At 60.2% G+C, this 16,507-nt stretch carries 16 protein-coding genes; 5 read left to right on the forward strand and 11 right to left on the reverse strand.

From position 1 onward, the window contains the following. Positions 1–6: 6 nt before the first annotated feature. Both I5S59_RS20570 and I5S59_RS20575 read left to right on the forward strand, forming a co-directional pair. Positions 7–2,334: a hypothetical protein gene (locus tag I5S59_RS20570; protein ID WP_197878231.1), complete on the forward strand. Its 2,328-nt coding sequence runs from the start codon at positions 7–9 to the stop codon at positions 2,332–2,334. Positions 2,335–2,684: 350 nt separating this feature from the next. After that, entirely contained in the window at positions 2,685–3,620 is a 936-nt protein-coding gene (locus tag I5S59_RS20575) for a universal stress protein (protein WP_197878232.1), read from the forward strand. Between the two features lie 15 nt (positions 3,621–3,635). Here I5S59_RS20575 and I5S59_RS20580 read toward each other — a convergent pair whose 3' ends face one another. The 4 genes from I5S59_RS20580 to I5S59_RS20595 are packed head-to-tail and all read right to left on the reverse strand — an operon-like array spanning position 3,636 to position 7,417. Then, on the reverse strand, positions 3,636–4,502 hold the full coding sequence (locus I5S59_RS20580) for an isocitrate lyase/PEP mutase family protein (protein WP_197878233.1): 867 nt from the start codon (positions 4,500–4,502) through the stop codon (positions 3,636–3,638). Between the two features lie 59 nt (positions 4,503–4,561). Then, on the reverse strand, positions 4,562–5,170 hold the full coding sequence (gene ttdB / locus I5S59_RS20585; RefSeq protein ID WP_128324742.1) for a L(+)-tartrate dehydratase subunit beta: 609 nt from the start codon (positions 5,168–5,170) through the stop codon (positions 4,562–4,564). Beyond that, positions 5,167–6,066, reverse strand: coding sequence for a L(+)-tartrate dehydratase subunit alpha (gene ttdA, locus I5S59_RS20590; protein WP_197878234.1), 900 nt, complete (start codon positions 6,064–6,066; stop codon positions 5,167–5,169). The genes ttdB and ttdA overlap by 4 nt, the downstream gene beginning before the upstream one ends. A 19-nt stretch (positions 6,067–6,085) precedes the next feature. Continuing rightward, positions 6,086–7,417, reverse strand: coding sequence for a dicarboxylate/amino acid:cation symporter (locus I5S59_RS20595; protein WP_197878235.1), 1,332 nt, complete (start codon positions 7,415–7,417; stop codon positions 6,086–6,088). A gap of 172 nt (positions 7,418–7,589) precedes the next feature. Here I5S59_RS20595 and I5S59_RS20600 point away from each other — a divergent pair, with 172 nt between their 5' ends. Continuing rightward, entirely contained in the window at positions 7,590–8,516 is a 927-nt protein-coding gene (locus tag I5S59_RS20600) for a LysR substrate-binding domain-containing protein (protein ID WP_197878236.1), read from the forward strand. 28 nt (positions 8,517–8,544) lie between these two features. Here I5S59_RS20600 and I5S59_RS20605 read toward each other — a convergent pair whose 3' ends face one another. Both I5S59_RS20605 and I5S59_RS20610 read right to left on the reverse strand, forming a co-directional pair. Continuing rightward, a complete protein-coding gene (locus I5S59_RS20605) occupies positions 8,545–9,357 on the reverse strand; it encodes a class I SAM-dependent methyltransferase (RefSeq protein ID WP_197878237.1) in 813 nt (270 codons plus the stop codon). Positions 9,358–9,512: 155 nt separating this feature from the next. Continuing rightward, positions 9,513–9,866, reverse strand: a complete 354-nt coding sequence (locus tag I5S59_RS20610) for a DUF1428 domain-containing protein (RefSeq protein ID WP_197878238.1) — start codon at positions 9,864–9,866, stop codon at positions 9,513–9,515. A 246-nt stretch (positions 9,867–10,112) separates the two neighbouring features. On the opposite strand from I5S59_RS20610, the gene I5S59_RS20615 reads away from it, so the two are divergent. Next, positions 10,113–10,499 (forward strand): hypothetical protein, encoded by a 387-nt coding sequence (locus I5S59_RS20615; RefSeq protein WP_197878239.1) that lies wholly within the window; start codon positions 10,113–10,115, stop codon positions 10,497–10,499. An 11-nt stretch (positions 10,500–10,510) separates the two neighbouring features. Continuing rightward, on the forward strand, positions 10,511–10,729 hold the full coding sequence (locus I5S59_RS20620; RefSeq protein ID WP_197878240.1) for a YMGG-like glycine zipper-containing protein: 219 nt from the start codon (positions 10,511–10,513) through the stop codon (positions 10,727–10,729). 60 nt (positions 10,730–10,789) lie between these two features. On the opposite strand, the gene I5S59_RS20625 is transcribed toward I5S59_RS20620, so the two are convergent. The 5 genes from I5S59_RS20625 to I5S59_RS20645 form a co-directional block, all read right to left on the reverse strand. Next, positions 10,790–12,136 (reverse strand): OprD family porin, encoded by a 1,347-nt coding sequence (locus I5S59_RS20625; protein ID WP_197878241.1) that lies wholly within the window; start codon positions 12,134–12,136, stop codon positions 10,790–10,792. 206 nt (positions 12,137–12,342) lie between these two features. Continuing rightward, on the reverse strand, positions 12,343–13,359 hold the full coding sequence (locus I5S59_RS20630) for a histone deacetylase family protein (RefSeq protein WP_197878242.1): 1,017 nt from the start codon (positions 13,357–13,359) through the stop codon (positions 12,343–12,345). Positions 13,360–13,444: 85 nt separating this feature from the next. Further along, on the reverse strand, positions 13,445–14,377 hold the full coding sequence (locus I5S59_RS20635; RefSeq protein WP_197878243.1) for a 2-hydroxyacid dehydrogenase: 933 nt from the start codon (positions 14,375–14,377) through the stop codon (positions 13,445–13,447). A gap of 2 nt (positions 14,378–14,379) precedes the next feature. Next, a complete protein-coding gene (locus I5S59_RS20640) occupies positions 14,380–15,135 on the reverse strand; it encodes a class II aldolase/adducin family protein (RefSeq protein WP_197878244.1) in 756 nt (251 codons plus the stop codon). Beyond that, the gene (locus I5S59_RS20645; RefSeq protein WP_197878245.1) at positions 15,132–16,454 is read right to left on the reverse strand and encodes an MFS transporter; all 1,323 of its coding nucleotides are present in this window, start codon (positions 16,452–16,454) and stop codon (positions 15,132–15,134) included. The genes I5S59_RS20640 and I5S59_RS20645 overlap by 4 nt, the downstream gene beginning before the upstream one ends. Positions 16,455–16,507: the final 53 nt, after the last annotated feature.

Consider the following 16,507-nt stretch of genomic DNA (forward strand, 5'->3'; position numbering starts at 1 on the left):
GATGCAATGAGCCAGCAACTGGGTGAGATCCCTGACAACTCAATCACCGAAACTAAACTTGACCGCCACCTGTCAGCGCGCATTGGAGCATTGTTTAGCACAACATCCGAGCTAATCGCCGATATCGATCTCGACTACGAGGCGCTCTCGGTAGGCGATACCATTTTTGCCCAAGGTTTCCGATATGAAGTGGCAGCAGCGGACGCGAAAAATCATCATCTGATTACCAAAGGAGGCTTGAAACTTTCCGTACTTCCTGACGCGTCGGAGCGGATTTCACTCTCGGCATTTGATGCCGACTCTGCTGGACGCGACGACTGCTTGTTTGAGTTGCAGACTGCCGTCAGGGCCGCCAATGTGGCCGGGGCAACGCTGGTCGCCAGAGGCCGATTCAAGCTTGTAGGCAGTGGCAATGTTGAGGTGACCACAGATTGCGATTTTTCTGGCGCGATATTTGACTGTTCGCTGTGGTCAGGACGGTTTACGTTTGGAAGGAGTAAAGAGGTAAAGACATACACGTCCGGGCCAGTGGTTAACGGACTGATGGCATCTACAGACCTCGACGCAGGCTCGTCTGTATTTTCCGGCTGGAGTCAATGCGCGGAAGTTCGAGACAGCTTTGTAATAATCAATACAGAGCAGGACTTTTATTCCTATCGCTCGACAATACGAAAAAGAATCGAATTCAACCGGGTTTACAAAGATGGTATTGTTTCTTCTCCGCTAAAATATTCCATGCGGGGCATTGCCGTATCGTCGGTCAAGGTGTTCCCAATGGAAGATCGACGTCGCAGCATCAATGGACTCACTCTTGATATCCGAGGCAATGACATAAATGCACAATTCGTGCTTGTAACGACGAGTTTGCTCGATCTGGACATACGATTTATCCAAGATGAAAATGCTCAAAAGCTAGCCAACCCGACATTTGTTCATTTCAGTGAGTGTTGTCAAGTCAAAGCACGTGTTGAGATGCAATGGGCTAATCGCACTGATGCAACCACGGGGTACACCTATAATCTAAACCTTCAAAATTGTTATGACCTTGACATAACTCCACATGCCGATGGTGACGGCTGGGGGGCGACCGGCAATAATCTTTGCCAGCGGATCACTTTTCGGGACGGCATTCTCAACCGCATCGATTTTCACCAGCCGTTCATGGAGTGGTTGCGACTTCGAAACATGGTAGTTGGCAATTGGGGCGTTCTCGTAACGGCGCTCGGCACCCTGGATCTGGATACGGTTGCTTTTCACGTGCGCACGCTGAAAAACAGCAGCGGTATTATTCGCTCACGCACTGATACCGGCGGCTTTTGTGATGGCGACCTCTTGATGCGCAACATAACGGTAGTTGTCGACAAGCGTAGCGGAAGCCTAAACCTTTTAAAGCACCAGCAATCTACTGGTACAGGGAAGCCTGCGAATACCCCTATTCAGTATCGCTGGTGGCGTAGAATCATCATCGACGGACTTGAGTATAGAACGCCGTTAACTACGCAAAAACTACTAATAAACCCAGGGCTTATTACCACAGGTTCGGCACCCATCTCAGTCTGCGAAGAGTTTACCCTGCACAACGCTCATGGCAGCGGACTTTGTGTGACGCTAGACCTAAAAGGTAGAACACCATCAAAAGAAGGGGTTTTCCCACTCAAAATTGATCTTGAAAATATTGTCGGCGAAGTGATTGAGACGAAAAGTGACAACGCAAGATGTCGGGTGAGCGCTTCAATACGAAATTGCCGAGGTATTGGCAGGCAAGATGGAATCCTTATCAAGGCACTGGCACCTGGCGAATACACCATCGTTGGCGGATGTATATCCCGGCTCGATCACGGCAACCCAGTGGCTCCTGTCTTGCTGCGGGCCTATGGTGCAACGGTCGTCGACCCGCAAGATGGCGCCGCGCTTATCGTAGCAAATGGAAATTTTGATGCCTGCCTCACAGATTGCACATTCCATACGTCCGTACTCGACAGGCTTTCTTCGTTACTGAACGCATTACTGGAACGCCCAACCTTCTTTGTGAACGGCATACAAACGGAGTGGAATATCAGCAACGATTTAAATAACTCAGAACTATTTACACTTGTTCACTCCCCACGTATCGGACAGAAGGTCAGATTAGTGATGGGACTATCCAGCACCAACAGCTTGGCAACAGTCGAATTGATCATCCCCCCGACGGGATATCACACCGTCGTACCGGGCTTCAATGTAAATAATGGAGGCACCGCAGAACTCGGACTTCTACAGCGCATCAATGACACTCAAATAAAGGCTTCCGGTAATATCCGGTTCAGGCGCCTGCAACTGGGTAACAAGAGGTGAGGCAATATTACCGCTTCACAGCCCACTCCCCATACACCGGGTACGTTAATCAACAGATGGGAGGATGTGCGCTGAACCCTGTAATGTGTTTCCTTAACTAAAAAACAATTTTTTAGTTGAAAATCAACTAGCCCGGCCGACCAACTGCCGTCGTTCCGGGCCCAGCCGCCCTATAATGGCCGACCGTTGAATTGAGCGCGCAACGCGCCGCACATCAACTGCTCCCGCTCCAGGTAACAGCATAAAAACAACAGCCTTCGCGCTGTGGCGTCATCGTGCGCATAAAAACATTCTGTTGCGCTCGTGTGCCGCCCTGAAAACACACTGTACCCAGGCACAGGAAGAGACTCATGCATACTGTTCGCAACACGTTAGTGGTCGTGAACTCGCAGCAGTCAATGGATCTGATCCTGCACAGAGCAACAATGATCGCCCGCATAACGCAATCCCATTTGCACCTGCTGGTGTGCAACAAGGGCAACCACCACACACCCTTTCTGCACAACCTGCGCAGCGATCTGGAACAACAAGGTTTCAGTGTCAGCACCGAGCAGGCCTGGTACGCCAGCACGCACAAGACCATCATCGCCACCCAGCAGGCGCAGGACTGCAGCCTGGTGATCAAGCAGCACGTCACCGACAACCCGCTGATGAAAGCGCTGCTCGCTCCCGAGGACTGGAAGCTGCTGCGCTACTGCCCCTGCCCGGTGCTGATGGTAAAAACCGCCCGGCCATGGACCGGCGGCACCATTCTTGCGGCTGTGGACGTGGGCAGCGAAGACGTCGAACATCGCGTGCTGCATTCGGGCATCGTCGGCCATGGCTACGACATCGCTCAACTGGCCGGCGCCACGCTGCACATGATGAGTGCCCACCCGTATCCGATGCTTTCGGCAAGCGACACGATGCTCCAGCTCAAGGAGAGCATCCAGGCGTACTACCGCGAACAGTGCCAGCGGCTGCAGGAAGAATTCCTCATCGACGAAGACCGCCTGCACATCGAAGAAGGCCCACCCGACGTGATGATTCCGTACCTGGCGCACAAGCTCGAAGCGGCGCTGACGGTGATCGGCAGCGTGGCCCGTACGGGATTGAGCGGCGCCTTGATCGGCAACACCGCCGAGATGATTCTCGATGCCCTGGACAGCGACATCCTGGTGCTCAAGCCGCAGGACATCCTCCTGCACCTGGAAGCCCTGGCCGCGCCGCCGCTCCCTGCCACCTCTGTAGACGCTGTTGCCTGGCCGTACAACCATCATCACCAGCGCCATCGCGAGCGTGCCTAGGAGTTGAACGCGACGTCATACCTGCAGATTCAGAAAATCCCGGGCCCACCCCCGGTAATCCTCAGTCGCACTGAAGCGCTGCACCCGCTGTGTGGCGCTCAAACCATCGGCGCTGGCCCGGCCGCGTTGCTCGCGCAGGCTGTGGTAAGTGGCGTTGACCGCGGCAAAGTAAGCGCCATGACCCTCGACGACGATGCGTACGCCCAGCTCGGCCAGGCAGCTGTGATCACCCAGCGACGGATTGCCGTAGGTCACCAGCATCAAGGGTACGTTCAGGCCATCGGCGATCGCGGCGAGTTTATCGACGTCTTGCACGCCGACCAGGCAAATGCCATCTGCGCCAGCATCCTGATAAGCACGGGTGCGTTGAATGACCTCGGCTAGCGGTTGCGCCCCGGCATGCGTACGAGCGATGAGGACCAGGCCCGTGTCCTCACGCGCCTGGCGCGCAGCGTACAGTTTGCCGATGCCCTCTTCGACGCTGATCAGTTCGGTCGGCGGACCGTCGTAACGGGCCGGCAACAGGGTGTCTTCGAGGGTCAGTGCGGCGATCCCGGCGCGCTCCAGTTCGGCCACGGTGCGCATGACGTTCAGCGCGTTACCGTAGCCGTGGTCGGCGTCGGCAATTACCGGCAGGCGCGCTACCCGCCCAATGCGGGTGGCCTGCTCGACAAATTCGCTGAGGGTGACCAGGGCGATATCCGGGGCGCCCAGCACTTGCAGGGAAACGACCGAGCCGCCAAGGATACCAACTTCAAACCCGAGGTCAGCGGCGATCCGCGCCGACAGAGGATCAAACACCGACGCGGCGCGCACGCAAACAGGTCGGGCAAGCTGCCCGCGCAAGGCGCTGCGCAGCTCAACATGAGTGGCTTTATGCATGGTGATCTCTTTGAGATGAACCGGGTGTTCACGGCGTCCTTGCCGTGGCACCGGTGGCGTCACTTGATGAAGCGGACCTGGCTGTTGATCTTCTCGATGATCGAGCCCTTGCGCTCGTTGAAGCGCGCCTTGTTCTGCTCGAACAGGTTATTGCCCTTGGTATCGATGGAGATGATCAGCGGACCAAACTCGCGCACGCGGTTGACCCACAAGGTTTCGGGCATGCCCAGGTCCTGCCACTCGGCGCGTTCGATCGCTTCGACCTTGGTCGCCGCAAGCACCGCGCAGCCGCCCGGGAACACGGCATGCACGGCTTTGTTTTCGAGGCAGCCGGTGGTGGTCTCCGGGCCCATGCCGCCCTTGCCGACAATCAGTTTGACCCCGGTCTCTTCGATGAACTGCTTCTCGAACTTCTCCATGCGCATGCTCGTGGTCGGCCCGATCGAGACCATCTCGAAGCTGCCATCGTCTTTTTTGCGCACAATCGGCCCGGCGTGAAAGATCGCCCCGCCACGCAGGTCCACCGGCAGTTCGCGCTTGAGCTCGATCAGGCGGCGGTGGGCCACGTCGCGGCAGGTCACCAGCTGGCCGGTCAGGTAAACCACATCGCCAACATTGAGGCCAGCCAGGTCCTCGTCCTTGATCGGGGTGCTGAGGATCTTTTTCACAGTACTACTCCTTCATGGGAGAGGATGTCGTAGGTCAGGTCGGCATTGATGCGGATCTTGCCGCGCCGGTGGGCCCAGCAACCGGTAGAAACCGCTACGCCAATGGTCGAGGGGTGGCGCGCCGACGATTCGATGTTGACACCCATCACGCTGCTGTTGCCGGTCAAGCCTTGCGGCCCTATACCGATCTCGTTAAGGCCGTCCTCCAGCAGACGCTCCATCATTGCCGCGTTTTCGTTGGGGTGGCTGGAGTCCACCGGGCGCAGGATGGCCCGCTTGGAAAGACGCGCAGCGGTCTCCACCGAAGTCGAGACGCCCACGCCCACCAGCAGCGGCGGACAGGCGTTGACCCCGCGCGAGGTGATCACGTCGAAGACGAACTCGGTCACGCCCTCGTAGCCCTGGCCGGGCATCAGTACCTTGGCAGAGCCCGGCAAGGTGCAGCCACCACCGGCCATGTACACATCGACGATGGCGTGGTCGGCATCGGGGATGATTTCCCAGTCCAGCCAGGGAATCTTCGAACCGGTGTTGGTGCCGGTATTTTTCTCGAGGAAGGTTTCCACCGCGTTATGGCGCAGCGGACCTTTGATGGTCGCCTCCTTGGTGGCGTTTTCGAGGATGCCTTCCAGCTCGCTGAGCAACGGGAAGCGCGCCCCGGCCGAGATGAAATACTGGATCACCCCGGTGTCCTGGCAGCTGGGACGGTCGAGCTTGTCGGCGTAGTCCTGGTTCTCGGCCATCGAGTCGTAGACGGCGATGGCCAGCGGGTTGGTCTCCGCTGCGCGCAATTTCGCGGTCTTTTCTTTGACGTCCTTGGGCAAGCGTTTGCCGATGTAGGCAGTGAACTTGGCCATCACGTCGGTCAATGTTGATACGGCTGCTTCTTTATCCACGGTTGTTCTCCTCATTGCATCACAAGACAGGTTTCACAGGACGTTGCGCAGCGAGCGGCGCGGCCTGCTGCGCCGGGGTTGGCGCAGGCACCGGGCCGCCTTCGAGCACCTGATCCATTTGTTTTTTGTTGAGGGCACCGACCCACCTGGCGATGGCCATGGTGCCGACGGCATTGCCAATGGTGTTGGTGATGGCCCGCGCTTCCGACATGAAGCGGTCGACGCCAAGCAGCAGCACCATGCCGGCCACCGGAATGTTGTCCATGGTCGCCAGGGTCGCGGCCAGGGTGATGAAGCCCGAACCGGTCACCCCCGCCGAGCCTTTGGAGGTGAGCAGCAGCACGCCGAGCACGATCAGCTGATCCATCAGGGTCAAGGGCGTGTTGGTGGCCTGGGCGATGAATATCGCGGCCATGGTGTAGTAGATGCACTGGCCGTCCGGGTTGAAGGTCAGGCCCGAGGGGATCACCAGGCCGACCACCGGCTTGGACACACCAACCTTCTCCAGCTTGGTCATCAACTGCGGCACCACCGACTCCGAAGAGCTGGTACCGAGCACGGTGAACAGCTCTTCCTTGAGGTACTTGAGGAACTTCCACAGACTGAAACCCGACAGCCGCGCGATGGCGCCCAGGATGACCACCACGAACAGAAAGCAGGTCAGGTACATGGTCGCCATCAGCTTGCCGAGCGACACGATCGAGCCCAGGCCGTACTTGCCGACGGTGAACGCCATCGCCCCGCAGGCCGCCAACGGCGCAACGCGCATGATCATGCCGACGATATGGAACATGCCGTGGGAGAAGGCTTCGAGCACATCGACGAAGGGCTTGCCGCGTGGCCCCAGGTGCGACAGGGCGATGCCGAACAGGGTGGAGAACAGCAGGATCTGCAGGATCTCGTTGTTGGCAAACGCATCGGTGACACTCGCCGGGATCACATGCAGGAGGAAGTCGCTGAAGCTGCCCGAACCGCTCGCCGCCGCCGAGGTGTAGGTGGCGATGCTCTTGGCATCGAGGGTGGCCGGGTCGACGTTCATGCCCTGGCCGGGCTGCACCAGGTTGACCACGATCAGGCCCAGCACCAGGGCGAAGGTCGACAGCACTTCAAAGTAGATGAGTGCGCGCACCCCCACCCGGCCCAGCTCCTTCATGTTCTCCATCTTGGCGATGCCGAGCACCACGGTGGCGAAAATGATCGGTGCGAAGACCATCTTGATCAGTTTGATAAAGGCATCGCCAATGGGCTTGAGGTCGACACCGACGTGGGGCCAGAACACCCCCAGAACGATGCCCAGGGCCACGCCTATCAGCACCTGGACATACAGCTTGCCTATCAATCGTTTGGCCATTATCTGCTCCGCATTATTGTTGTGAGTCGGATTTTTCTGGCGGCTGGGCCACTGGCAGTGACAAATCAATAGCCCAGGTTTTTTGTGGTTAATCACGGGAGCTAAAGGTAATGGCTTTTCTAAAATGCTGTAATACAATGAAATTCACTTCATTATTTACTTCAGGTTAATTATGAACCCGGTCTCGGAACTGGCGTTTTTTACCCAGCTGGTCAAGGTCGGCAGCCTGGCGGCCACTGCCCGCGAGCTGAACCTGACGCCGCCTGCGGTTTCCAAGCGCCTGGCACAGCTGGAGCAACGGCTTGGCGTGCGCCTGCTCAACCGCACCACACGCAGCATCAGCCTGACCGCCGAGGGCGAGACCTACCTGATCAACGCGCAGCGAATCCTGGGTGAAATCGAGGAGATGGAGCGTCAGGTCTCCAGTAGCCGGGCGGCGCCCAAGGGCCTGTTGCGGGTGAACGCGCCCCTGGGGTTCGGGCGTACCCATGTGGGGCCGGCGATATCGTCATTCGCCCGACGCTACCCGGAGGTCCAGGTGCAACTGCAGCTCACCGACCGACCGATCAACCTGCCGGACGACGCCATTGACGTTGCCATCCGCTTTGGCGAGCTACCCGATTCACGTCTGATCGCCCGAAAAATCGCCGCGAACCGTCGCCGCCTGTGTGCGGCGCCAGCGTACTTGCAGGCCTTCGGCTGCCCGCAAACGCCCCGCGACCTGTTGCAGCACAACTGCATCGTGCTGCGCCAGAACGATGCCGCGTTCGGCAGCTGGCGGCTGAGCCGGGGCAAACAGAGTGAGTCGGTCAAAGTGCGTGGCACCCTGAGTACCAACGATGGCGAGGTGGCATTGAACTGGGCGCTGGATGGCCAGGGCATCCTCATGCGCGCCGAATGGAACCTCGCCGACCACTTGCGCAGTGGCCGCCTGGTCGAGGTGCTCAGCGACTATCACACGCCCCCGGCCGACATTTACGCGGTGTACCTGGAGCGCCTCAACCTGTCGGCGAAAGTGGCTTTTTTTATCGAGCACCTGCGCGAGTTTTTCCGCCGCAACGCCGACGGTCCGGACGACAGCCTGGCAGGCTGGCAGTAAGCCGCCGCCGGATAAATCACTTGGGTCATCAGCGGCGGGTGATAACGATTTCCAGGTATTCGCTGGGCACCACCAACGACGACGGCCCGGCCACGTTGTTGTCGTTGATCAGCTGGGTCAGGTCGCGTTCCAGGGCGCTGGCAGCCTCACCGTCCAAAGAGGCAAAGGCCTTGTGCACCGGCCCGTACCAGGTGCGGAACACCTCGATGAAATGCGCCGCCGAGCGGTAGCGGAAATTGAACTGCTGGCGGCTGACGTTCAGGGCTCCGATGCTGTCGGCGAACAGGATGCGCAACTGTTCTTCGTCACCCCAGCGCGAAGGCGGCAACGCGCCGGCGGGTGGCGGCACATGCCGCCCCAGGGTCTTGAACAATTGGCCGATGAAGCCTTGCGGGGTCCAGTTGGCCAGACCGATCCGGCCACCCGGGCGGCACACCCGGGCAAGCTCGCGGGCCGCTTGCGCCTGGTCGGGGGCGAACATCACGCCAAAGGTGGAGATCACCGCATCGTAAGCGCCGTCGGCATACGGCAGCGCCTCCACGTCGGCCACCTCGAACACCACCTTCAACCGTTCCGCCTGCGCCCGCTCCTCGCCACGTTTCAACAGCTCGGCGACATAATCTGTGGATCGGACCTGACAGCCGCGGCGTGCCGCGGCCAGGGTGGCATTGCCGTTGCCGGCGGCGACATCCAGGACTTTTTCATCCCAGCGCAAGTCGCAGGCCTCGGCCAGTCGCTCGCCAACCAGTTGCAGGGTAGTGCCGATCACGGCGTAGTCGCCGCTGGCCCACGCCGCCTGCTGGCGGGCCTTCAACGCTTTCAAATCCAGGGGAGTGCTCATTTTCTGCACCTGATTTATCCGCGCGGTCATCATCTGCTGGCGGTCAACGTCAGCGCGAACCAATAGCTAAACGCCAGGCCCGACAACCGGCAAGGGCTACCGGGCCGGATGTAAGACCGGTTGGATACATGCTTAGCGCGCTTGGGCATTACCCCCTAGACATCCACCAGAATCCTGAACCCACCATAAATCAGACGCTGCCCATCAAACGGCATCGGGTTCTGATCAGGCTGCAGGCGCGGGTCTTCCATCATCTTCTTCATCCCGGCATCCCTTACTTCCCGCGAGGGCCAAAGAATGAAAGAAAACACCACCGTCTCATCAGGCTTGCATTTCACCGCCAGCGGAAAAGAGGTGACCTTGCCTTCGGGGACATCATCGCCCCAGCATTCGACCACACGCTCGGCGCCACACTCCTTGAATACCACCGCCGCCGCATCGGCGTGCTGCTTGAACTTTTCGCGGTTGGCCGTCGGCACGGCGATTACAAAACCATCGACATAGGACATGACCTTGACTCCTGCAAAAGGGTTGAGCTGATCGGGGTGATCTGTGCAGTAGTCGATTGGCTGGCGAGGGATTCGACAGCTGCTGCCAATGGCGGACAGACGGTCAGCTCAGGCAGCGAATATCGCCCCTTCCAGACAACCGAGAGCCCCCGGGTTGCAGCAGGCCGACTATTCTTGAAAGTAGCCGCGCCCAGGCTGTCGGTGCGGGCCATGCCGTTGAGGTTCGGTCTTGCGAGGAGACGAGAAATGAGCGCGTTGCGAACAGGTTCGCTGGCACTGGCGATCTGCATGACCCTGGTAATGGTAACGGGCATTGCCCGGGCCAAAGAACTGCCGGTTCCGCTGGTCACTGGCGAGCAGTGGACGCAGTCATCGGCAGAGTTCAAGAAGGTTTACCTGATCGGCATTGCCAATGCCTTTGAAGTGGAGGCGGCCTACCATGGCGACAAGAAGCCGACTGATGAGCAGAGCCTGATTCCACGTTTCGGCAGAGGCCTGAAGGGCCAGACGCTCGACACGGTGCGCCAGGGTCTCGATACCTGGTACACCGCCCACCCTGATCAGCTGAAACGGCCCGTCATCGAAACCCTCTGGTTCGAAATGGTGGTGCCGGGGCTGAAGCAGAACAAATAGCGGAGATGAACATGAAGCGGTTTCTATCGTTTGCCGCCGCCCTCACGGTCGCCAGCCTGGTCGGCTGCCCCAACATGAGCTCGCAGCAGCAAGGCCCGCTCCGCGGCGCGGCCATTGGTGCCGCAGCGGGCGCCGGGATTGCAGCGATTTCCGGTGGCAGTGGCTGGACCGGCGCGGCACTTGGCGCTGCTGCGGGCGGGGTTGTCGGGCATATCCGAGGCGGCAAGTAGCACCAGCAGGCACATCGGGTCGCGTGAAGCCGGTGCTGCACGCGACCCTGGGTGCGGACGTTATTTCAGGAAGTTCAGGTCCAACGGGTAATCAAGGATGATACGGGTCTGGTCCAGGTCGTTGGCAATCGCGCCATAGTCGCCACCGGTGCGCATGGAGGCGTGCAGCAGACGCAGCGAAAGGTTCTTCGCCGGGCCCGATTGCACCACGTACTTGACCCACAGGTCCCGCTCCCACTGCGAGCCATCGTGCACTGCCTGGAACCGTGAGTAAGCACCCGAGGCATTGCGGCCGTCGATGTCGGTACCGCGAATGTAGCGCGCAGTAAAGGTCAGGCCCGGCACACCGAAGACCACTGCATCCAGATCGTAACGGGCACTCCAGGCCTTTTCGTTGGGGCTGTTGAAGTCGCTGCCCTGTGACGCCGCATCCAGTTCGATGTCAAAACTGTTCCAGACATAATCGAACGGTTGGTCGCCATCAATCTGGGTAAACGCCAATTCAACTTTATGCCCGCCCAGCGCATAACCTGCACGGGTACTCCAGGCATCGTTGCGAATGGCGCCCAACAGTGCAGCACCGGTATCTCGGGTGCGGTAATAGTTGATACCGGTATTGAACGTACCGCCCACTGCCAATGGCACGCGGTATTCAATGGAAGCAAATTGCTGGTTCCAGATATCGTCCAGTTCAGAGCCGAACAGTTTGACTTTTACATTGTTGATGCCTGTGTAAACACCCCCGTAAACACTGACAAAGTCACTGTCTGCCTGGCGCCCACCGTAGGCGGTGCCGAGGTGACCGCCATGATTGGGTTGTGCCCGGTCGCTACTGGAGACGAAACGCCCGGCATTGAGTGTCAGGCCGGCGAAAGTGCGGTCAGTGACATTCCAGCCGCGCAGGGTTTGCGGCAACAGCCGGATATCGCCGTATTTGAGCACCGGCGTATCCGGGAACAGGTCGCCATAGGCCAGTTCGGTACTGGCGATGCGCATTTTCACTGCACCGCCCGCCTTGGAGAATTCGCTTTTCGGGTCGCCGTTGTTATCACGCGCAACGATACCGCCATTGCCGATACCATCGCCGACCCGGCCTTTGCCACCGTCAAGTTTGACCGCGCCCATGTAATGCAGATCCAGGCCAAAGCCGACCAACCCCTGGGTAAACCCGGAGTTGAACTTGGCCAGTACCCCTTGTGCCCATTCCTGGCGGTAACTTTGCCGTTCGCCATCGAAGTTGGTGTAACTGCCGTTACGGTTATCTGCGTTCCAGTAAAAGTTTCTGAAACCTACAGTCGTCGTACTGTCTTCGATAAAACCGTTATTCGCCTCTGCTGCACTCACGACCGCACTGCTCAAGCAAACACTTGCGCCGGCCATCCCCAAGGTAAAAAATTTAAACCACATAATACACTCCCTTATTGCCAGCTATCAGAACGGCAGCGTGAAGATTTATTGTTATTAACCAGGTCGCTATGGGTCGGGCAGCACTCAACCCGACCACTAACTTGCGCATGGGCGCACGTGGCACTGTTATTGTTTTATGTATGGATCGAAGTACCCGGGCCGGGAACGACGGCGCGTTACCCTGCCCGGGAAGATGAAGCTCAGTGTTAAGCGGTCATACCGTCGAAGAACCGTGTAGCGTTTTCATCCAGGGTCGCGATGTCATAGCCGCCCTCCTGCACCACCACGCACGGCAGCCCCAGCGCCTTGATGCGCTGCCCCAGCAAGCGGAAACCTTCATGGCTGACGGCAACCTTGGACTGCGGGTCGTTTTCGTAGATGTCGAAGCCCAGCGACAGCACCAGCACGTCGGGGGCAAAGGCACGCAGGGCTGCTTCGGCCTGGTCCATGCAGGCGAAGAAATCCGCTTCGCGGGCGCCGTGCGCCATCGGCAGGTTCAGGTTGTAACCCTCACCGATGCCGGTGCCGGTCTCATCGTCGAAACCGGCGACCACCGGGTAGAAATTGGTGGGGTCGCCATGAATCGACACGTAGAGCACGTCGTCGCGGTCGTAGAAGATTTCCTGGATGCCCTGGCCGTGGTGCATGTCGGTATCCAGCACGGCGACCTTGGCGAACGTGCCGCGCAATACCTGGGCAGCAATTGCAGCGTTGTTGAGGAAGCAGAACCCGCCTGCCGCTTCGGCGCGGGCATGGTGCCCCGGTGGCCGGCTCAAGGCGTAGGCGGCGCTGTCGCCTTCGATCACCGCATGCGCCGCGGCCACCGCGCTTTGCGCCGACCAGTACGCGGCCTGCCAGGTGTGCGCGCCGATCGGGCAACTGCCGTCTGCCAGGTAACGGGCGGTTTTGCCGAGAATCCCGCGCAGTGGATTGCCTTCGCGGATGTAGATGTTGGACATCACCTCATCGCCCCAGTCCTCCGGCACGTCGTGCCATTGCTGGTACGCGGTGCGCAGGTACTCCACGTAGGCCGGGCTGTGCACGGCGGCCAGCGGCGCCTCGCCGTGGTCGGCAGGTTCGAGCACCGGGTAACCCAGTTTTCCGGCCACTGCCAGCAGCGGGTCGATACGGTCCGGCACTTCCTGCGGCTCGCGCATTTGCCCCCGTGACAGGTAGGAACGTGGATGATGCAGGCGCTGTGCCGGGTGGAAAAACGTTTTCATTGATAACCTCGTTCAAAGGTAATGCATGTTCTGCGCGCCACCGCCCATGGGGATCGCGGCGCCCAGTGATTAGTTCGCTGCCCGCTCAATAGCCCAGTTCGGGATCGACCAGGTTGTTCAATGCCAGCCCTGCTGTCAGGCGCGATACGTTTTCGGTCACCTGCTGGGCGATACACGCGTCCGAGGCGGCGGACGCCATGTGCGGTGTCACCCACACCCCAGGTGTGTGCCACAGTGGCGAATCGGCAGGTAGCGGTTCGCGCTCGAACACATCGAGCAAGGCGCCGCGCAACTGCCCGTCCGCCAGGGCATGGCGCAGGTCTGCAGGGTTGAGGTGCTGGCCCCGACCGCAATTGATCAGCGCAGCGCCTGGCGCCAGCTGCTGGAACACCTCGCGGCCCAGCACGCCCCGGGTAGCAGGCGTCAGTGGCAAGAGGTTGACCAGCACGTCCAGCCCCTGCAGAAACGCCGGCAGTGCCGACGCCCCGTTAAAGGTGGTCACCCCGTCGATCTCCCGTGGCGTGCGGGCCCAGCCGCGCACGTCGTAGCCGGCTTGTGCCAGCCGTACCGCCACCGGCGCACCAATCGCCCCCAGGCCCATCACCCCGACCTTGAATGCCTGTGCGCGCCGCTGCAACGGACGCTGCCAGCGTTGCGTGGCGTTGCCGGAGATCACCTGGTCGAAGCCACGGTGAAAGTGCAGCACGCCCCAGTGCACGTATTCACTCATGCCCTGGGTGTGGTCCGGATCAACCACCCGGCACACCGGCACCGAGGCATCGCGCGACGTGTCTTGCGCCAGGTGGTCGACGCCCGAGCCAATCGAATACACCAGGCGCAGGTTCGCCAACGCACCCAGGCTACCCGCGGGCGGGAACCAGCAGACCGCGACCTCGGCCTGCTGCGCGCCCTCATCACCTGGGCGCAACACCGCAAGGTGAGGGGCATGGCGGGCGAACAGCGCGGCCAGCCAATCGGTCAACGCCAGGTCCTGACACAGCAAAATGAGACGGGCCATAGTCAACTGCACCAATCGGCGCGCTGCTCGTCGATCAGACTCAGCGCAGCCTTCCAGGCCATGTCTATGATCCCGTCGATGCCGTCACGGCCAAACTGCGCAGCCGTGTGCAGGCACACTTCTTCGCTCGGGAAGTTCAGTGCCACCCCGGCGGACATCGCCTGGATCTGCGCCTGGCAGGCACGCTCCAGGAAATAGATCTCGTGGAACGCCGCCGCCACGCTGCCACCGGCTGCGAGCAAGCCATGGTTGCGCAGGATCATCGCCTTGTGCGAACCCAGGTCGGCGACCAGCCGCTCACGCTCTTCCAGTGACAGGGCGATGCCTTCGTAGGTGTGATACGCCAGGTTGCCGTAGAACTTCAGGGCGTGTTGGGTCAGCGGCAACAAACCATCGCGCTGGGCTGCCACCGCCATGCCGGCGGCGGTATGGGTGTGAATGATGCAGTGCAGGTCCGGGCGCGCGTCGTGGATAGCCGAATGGATGACAAAGCCGGCCGTGTTCACTTGCCCACCGTTGTAACTGCTGTCGACCACTTTGCCTTCCAGGTCGATCAGCACCAGGTCGCTGGCGCGCATTTTCTCGAACGCCACGCCGTAGCGGTTGATCAGAAAATGCCGTTGCGGCCCTGGCACGCGCAGGGTGATGTGCGTGTCGATCAGGTCGGTCATGCGGTAATAGGCAATCAGGCGATACAGTGCGGCCAGGTCACAGCGTGACTGCCACTCGATCTCCGGCATGTCGGCGGGTTTGCTCATGAAACGACTCCTTGTGAAGAGGACAGCACGACCGGCTGGGCGTTGCTGCTACGCAGGTGCGACAGGCCCAGCACCCCGGTCAGCGACATCAGCGCCAGCACGCTGAAGAACACCGCCAGCGGCAGCCATTGCCCGGCGAAGTGACCGGCCAGGAAAGTACCCAGCATCGGCGTCAGACCGCCTGTCAGGCCGCTGCCCAGTTGATAGGCAATCGAGATGCCCGAATAGCGTACTCGCGCCGGAAAGGCCTCGGCCATGTAGCCGGCGATTACCGCGTACAGGGCGGCCAGCAGCAGGACGGCCATGGCGATGCCGGCGGTCATGTAGACAATGTTGCCGGTCTGCACCAGCAGGAACATCGGGTACGGCACCAGGATGCACAGCGATGCCACCCACTTGAGAAAACGCCCCTCGCCCAGGCGTTCGGCCAGCAGCGCCGAGCAGGGTTGCGACAGGAACTGCAGGATGGTGACCACGAACAGACAGTCGAGGATCGTGGTCTTGGCAATGCCCTGGTACTGGGTAACGTAGGTGATCATGAAGGTATTGGTGAAGAAGAAACCACCCGAGCCGATGGTGACCGCCAGTGCAGCGAAAAGGATGTTCTTCCAGCCCTTGCGGATGACTTCCAGCACCGGGTTGTCAGAGGTCTGGTCGTTGTCCTTGACCTCGGCAAACTCCGGCGACTCCGGCACGCCAAAGCGGATCACCAGGCCGACGATCATCAGCACCCCGCTGAGCAGGAACGGAATACGCCAGCCCCAGCTCATCAGCGCCTCTTGTTCCATCGCGCTGATGCAGCGAAACGCAATCAACGCCAGCAGCAAACCCGCCGGGCTGCCCCACTGGGCGAACGAGGCAAAAAACACTTTCCGGTGCTTGGGTGCGTGCTCGCTGGCCATCAGCACCGCCCCGCCCCACTCACCGCCAACCGAAATGCCTTGCAGCAGGCGCAGGAACACCAGGCCGATAGGGGCCCAGATGCCCGCCTGGGCGTAGGTCGGCAACAGGCCGATGCACATGGTCGCCAGCCCCATCAGCACGATGGTGACCACCAGCATTTTCTTGCGGCCGAGGCGATCGCCCAGATGACCGAAGACCATGCCGGCAAAAGGCCGGGCGATAAAGCCGACGGCAAAACTGCCAAAGGCCGCCATGGTGCTGAGCATCGGGTTTTCGCTGGGGAAGAACAGTTGACCAAGCACCAGTGCCGCGGCAAAGGCGTAGATGTAGAAGTCGTAGAACTCGATGGTCGTGCCGATAAAGGCGGCCGCCGCGGGCCCCCCCCGGGGGGGGGGGGTGGGGGGGGGGGGAAGCAACCGGGGGGAAGTGTTTTTTTTGGGGGGAAAGGGGGGGGGGAGGGGGGCGCAGC

This window comes from Pseudomonas alkylphenolica, assembly GCF_016009175.1.
Classification (GTDB): Bacteria; Pseudomonadota; Gammaproteobacteria; order Pseudomonadales; family Pseudomonadaceae; genus Aquipseudomonas; species Aquipseudomonas alkylphenolica_B.

Bases quoted from the DNA above. Each gene is read 5' to 3' on its own strand.
- I5S59_RS20640 (WP_197878244.1), bottom strand. From the start codon at position 15,135: ATGAGCAAACCCGCCGACATGCCGGAGATCGAGTGGCAGTCACGCTGT.
- I5S59_RS20575 (WP_197878232.1), top strand. From the start codon at position 2,685: ATGCATACTGTTCGCAACACGTTAGTGGTCGTGAACTCGCAGCAGTCA.
- I5S59_RS20580 (WP_197878233.1), bottom strand. From the start codon at position 4,502: ATGCATAAAGCCACTCATGTTGAGCTGCGCAGCGCCTTGCGCGGGCAG.
- I5S59_RS20635 (WP_197878243.1), bottom strand. From the start codon at position 14,377: ATGGCCCGTCTCATTTTGCTGTGTCAGGACCTGGCGTTGACCGATTGG.
- I5S59_RS20625 (WP_197878241.1), bottom strand. From the start codon at position 12,136: ATGTGGTTTAAATTTTTTACCTTGGGGATGGCCGGCGCAAGTGTTTGC.
- I5S59_RS20600 (WP_197878236.1), top strand. From the start codon at position 7,590: ATGAACCCGGTCTCGGAACTGGCGTTTTTTACCCAGCTGGTCAAGGTC.
- I5S59_RS20610 (WP_197878238.1), bottom strand. From the start codon at position 9,866: ATGTCCTATGTCGATGGTTTTGTAATCGCCGTGCCGACGGCCAACCGC.
- I5S59_RS20570 (WP_197878231.1), top strand. From the start codon at position 7: ATGAGCCAGCAACTGGGTGAGATCCCTGACAACTCAATCACCGAAACT.
- I5S59_RS20605 (WP_197878237.1), bottom strand. From the start codon at position 9,357: ATGAGCACTCCCCTGGATTTGAAAGCGTTGAAGGCCCGCCAGCAGGCG.
- I5S59_RS20630 (WP_197878242.1), bottom strand. From the start codon at position 13,359: ATGAAAACGTTTTTCCACCCGGCACAGCGCCTGCATCATCCACGTTCC.
- I5S59_RS20615 (WP_197878239.1), top strand. From the start codon at position 10,113: ATGAGCGCGTTGCGAACAGGTTCGCTGGCACTGGCGATCTGCATGACC.
- I5S59_RS20595 (WP_197878235.1), bottom strand. From the start codon at position 7,417: ATGGCCAAACGATTGATAGGCAAGCTGTATGTCCAGGTGCTGATAGGC.
- I5S59_RS20620 (WP_197878240.1), top strand. From the start codon at position 10,511: ATGAAGCGGTTTCTATCGTTTGCCGCCGCCCTCACGGTCGCCAGCCTG.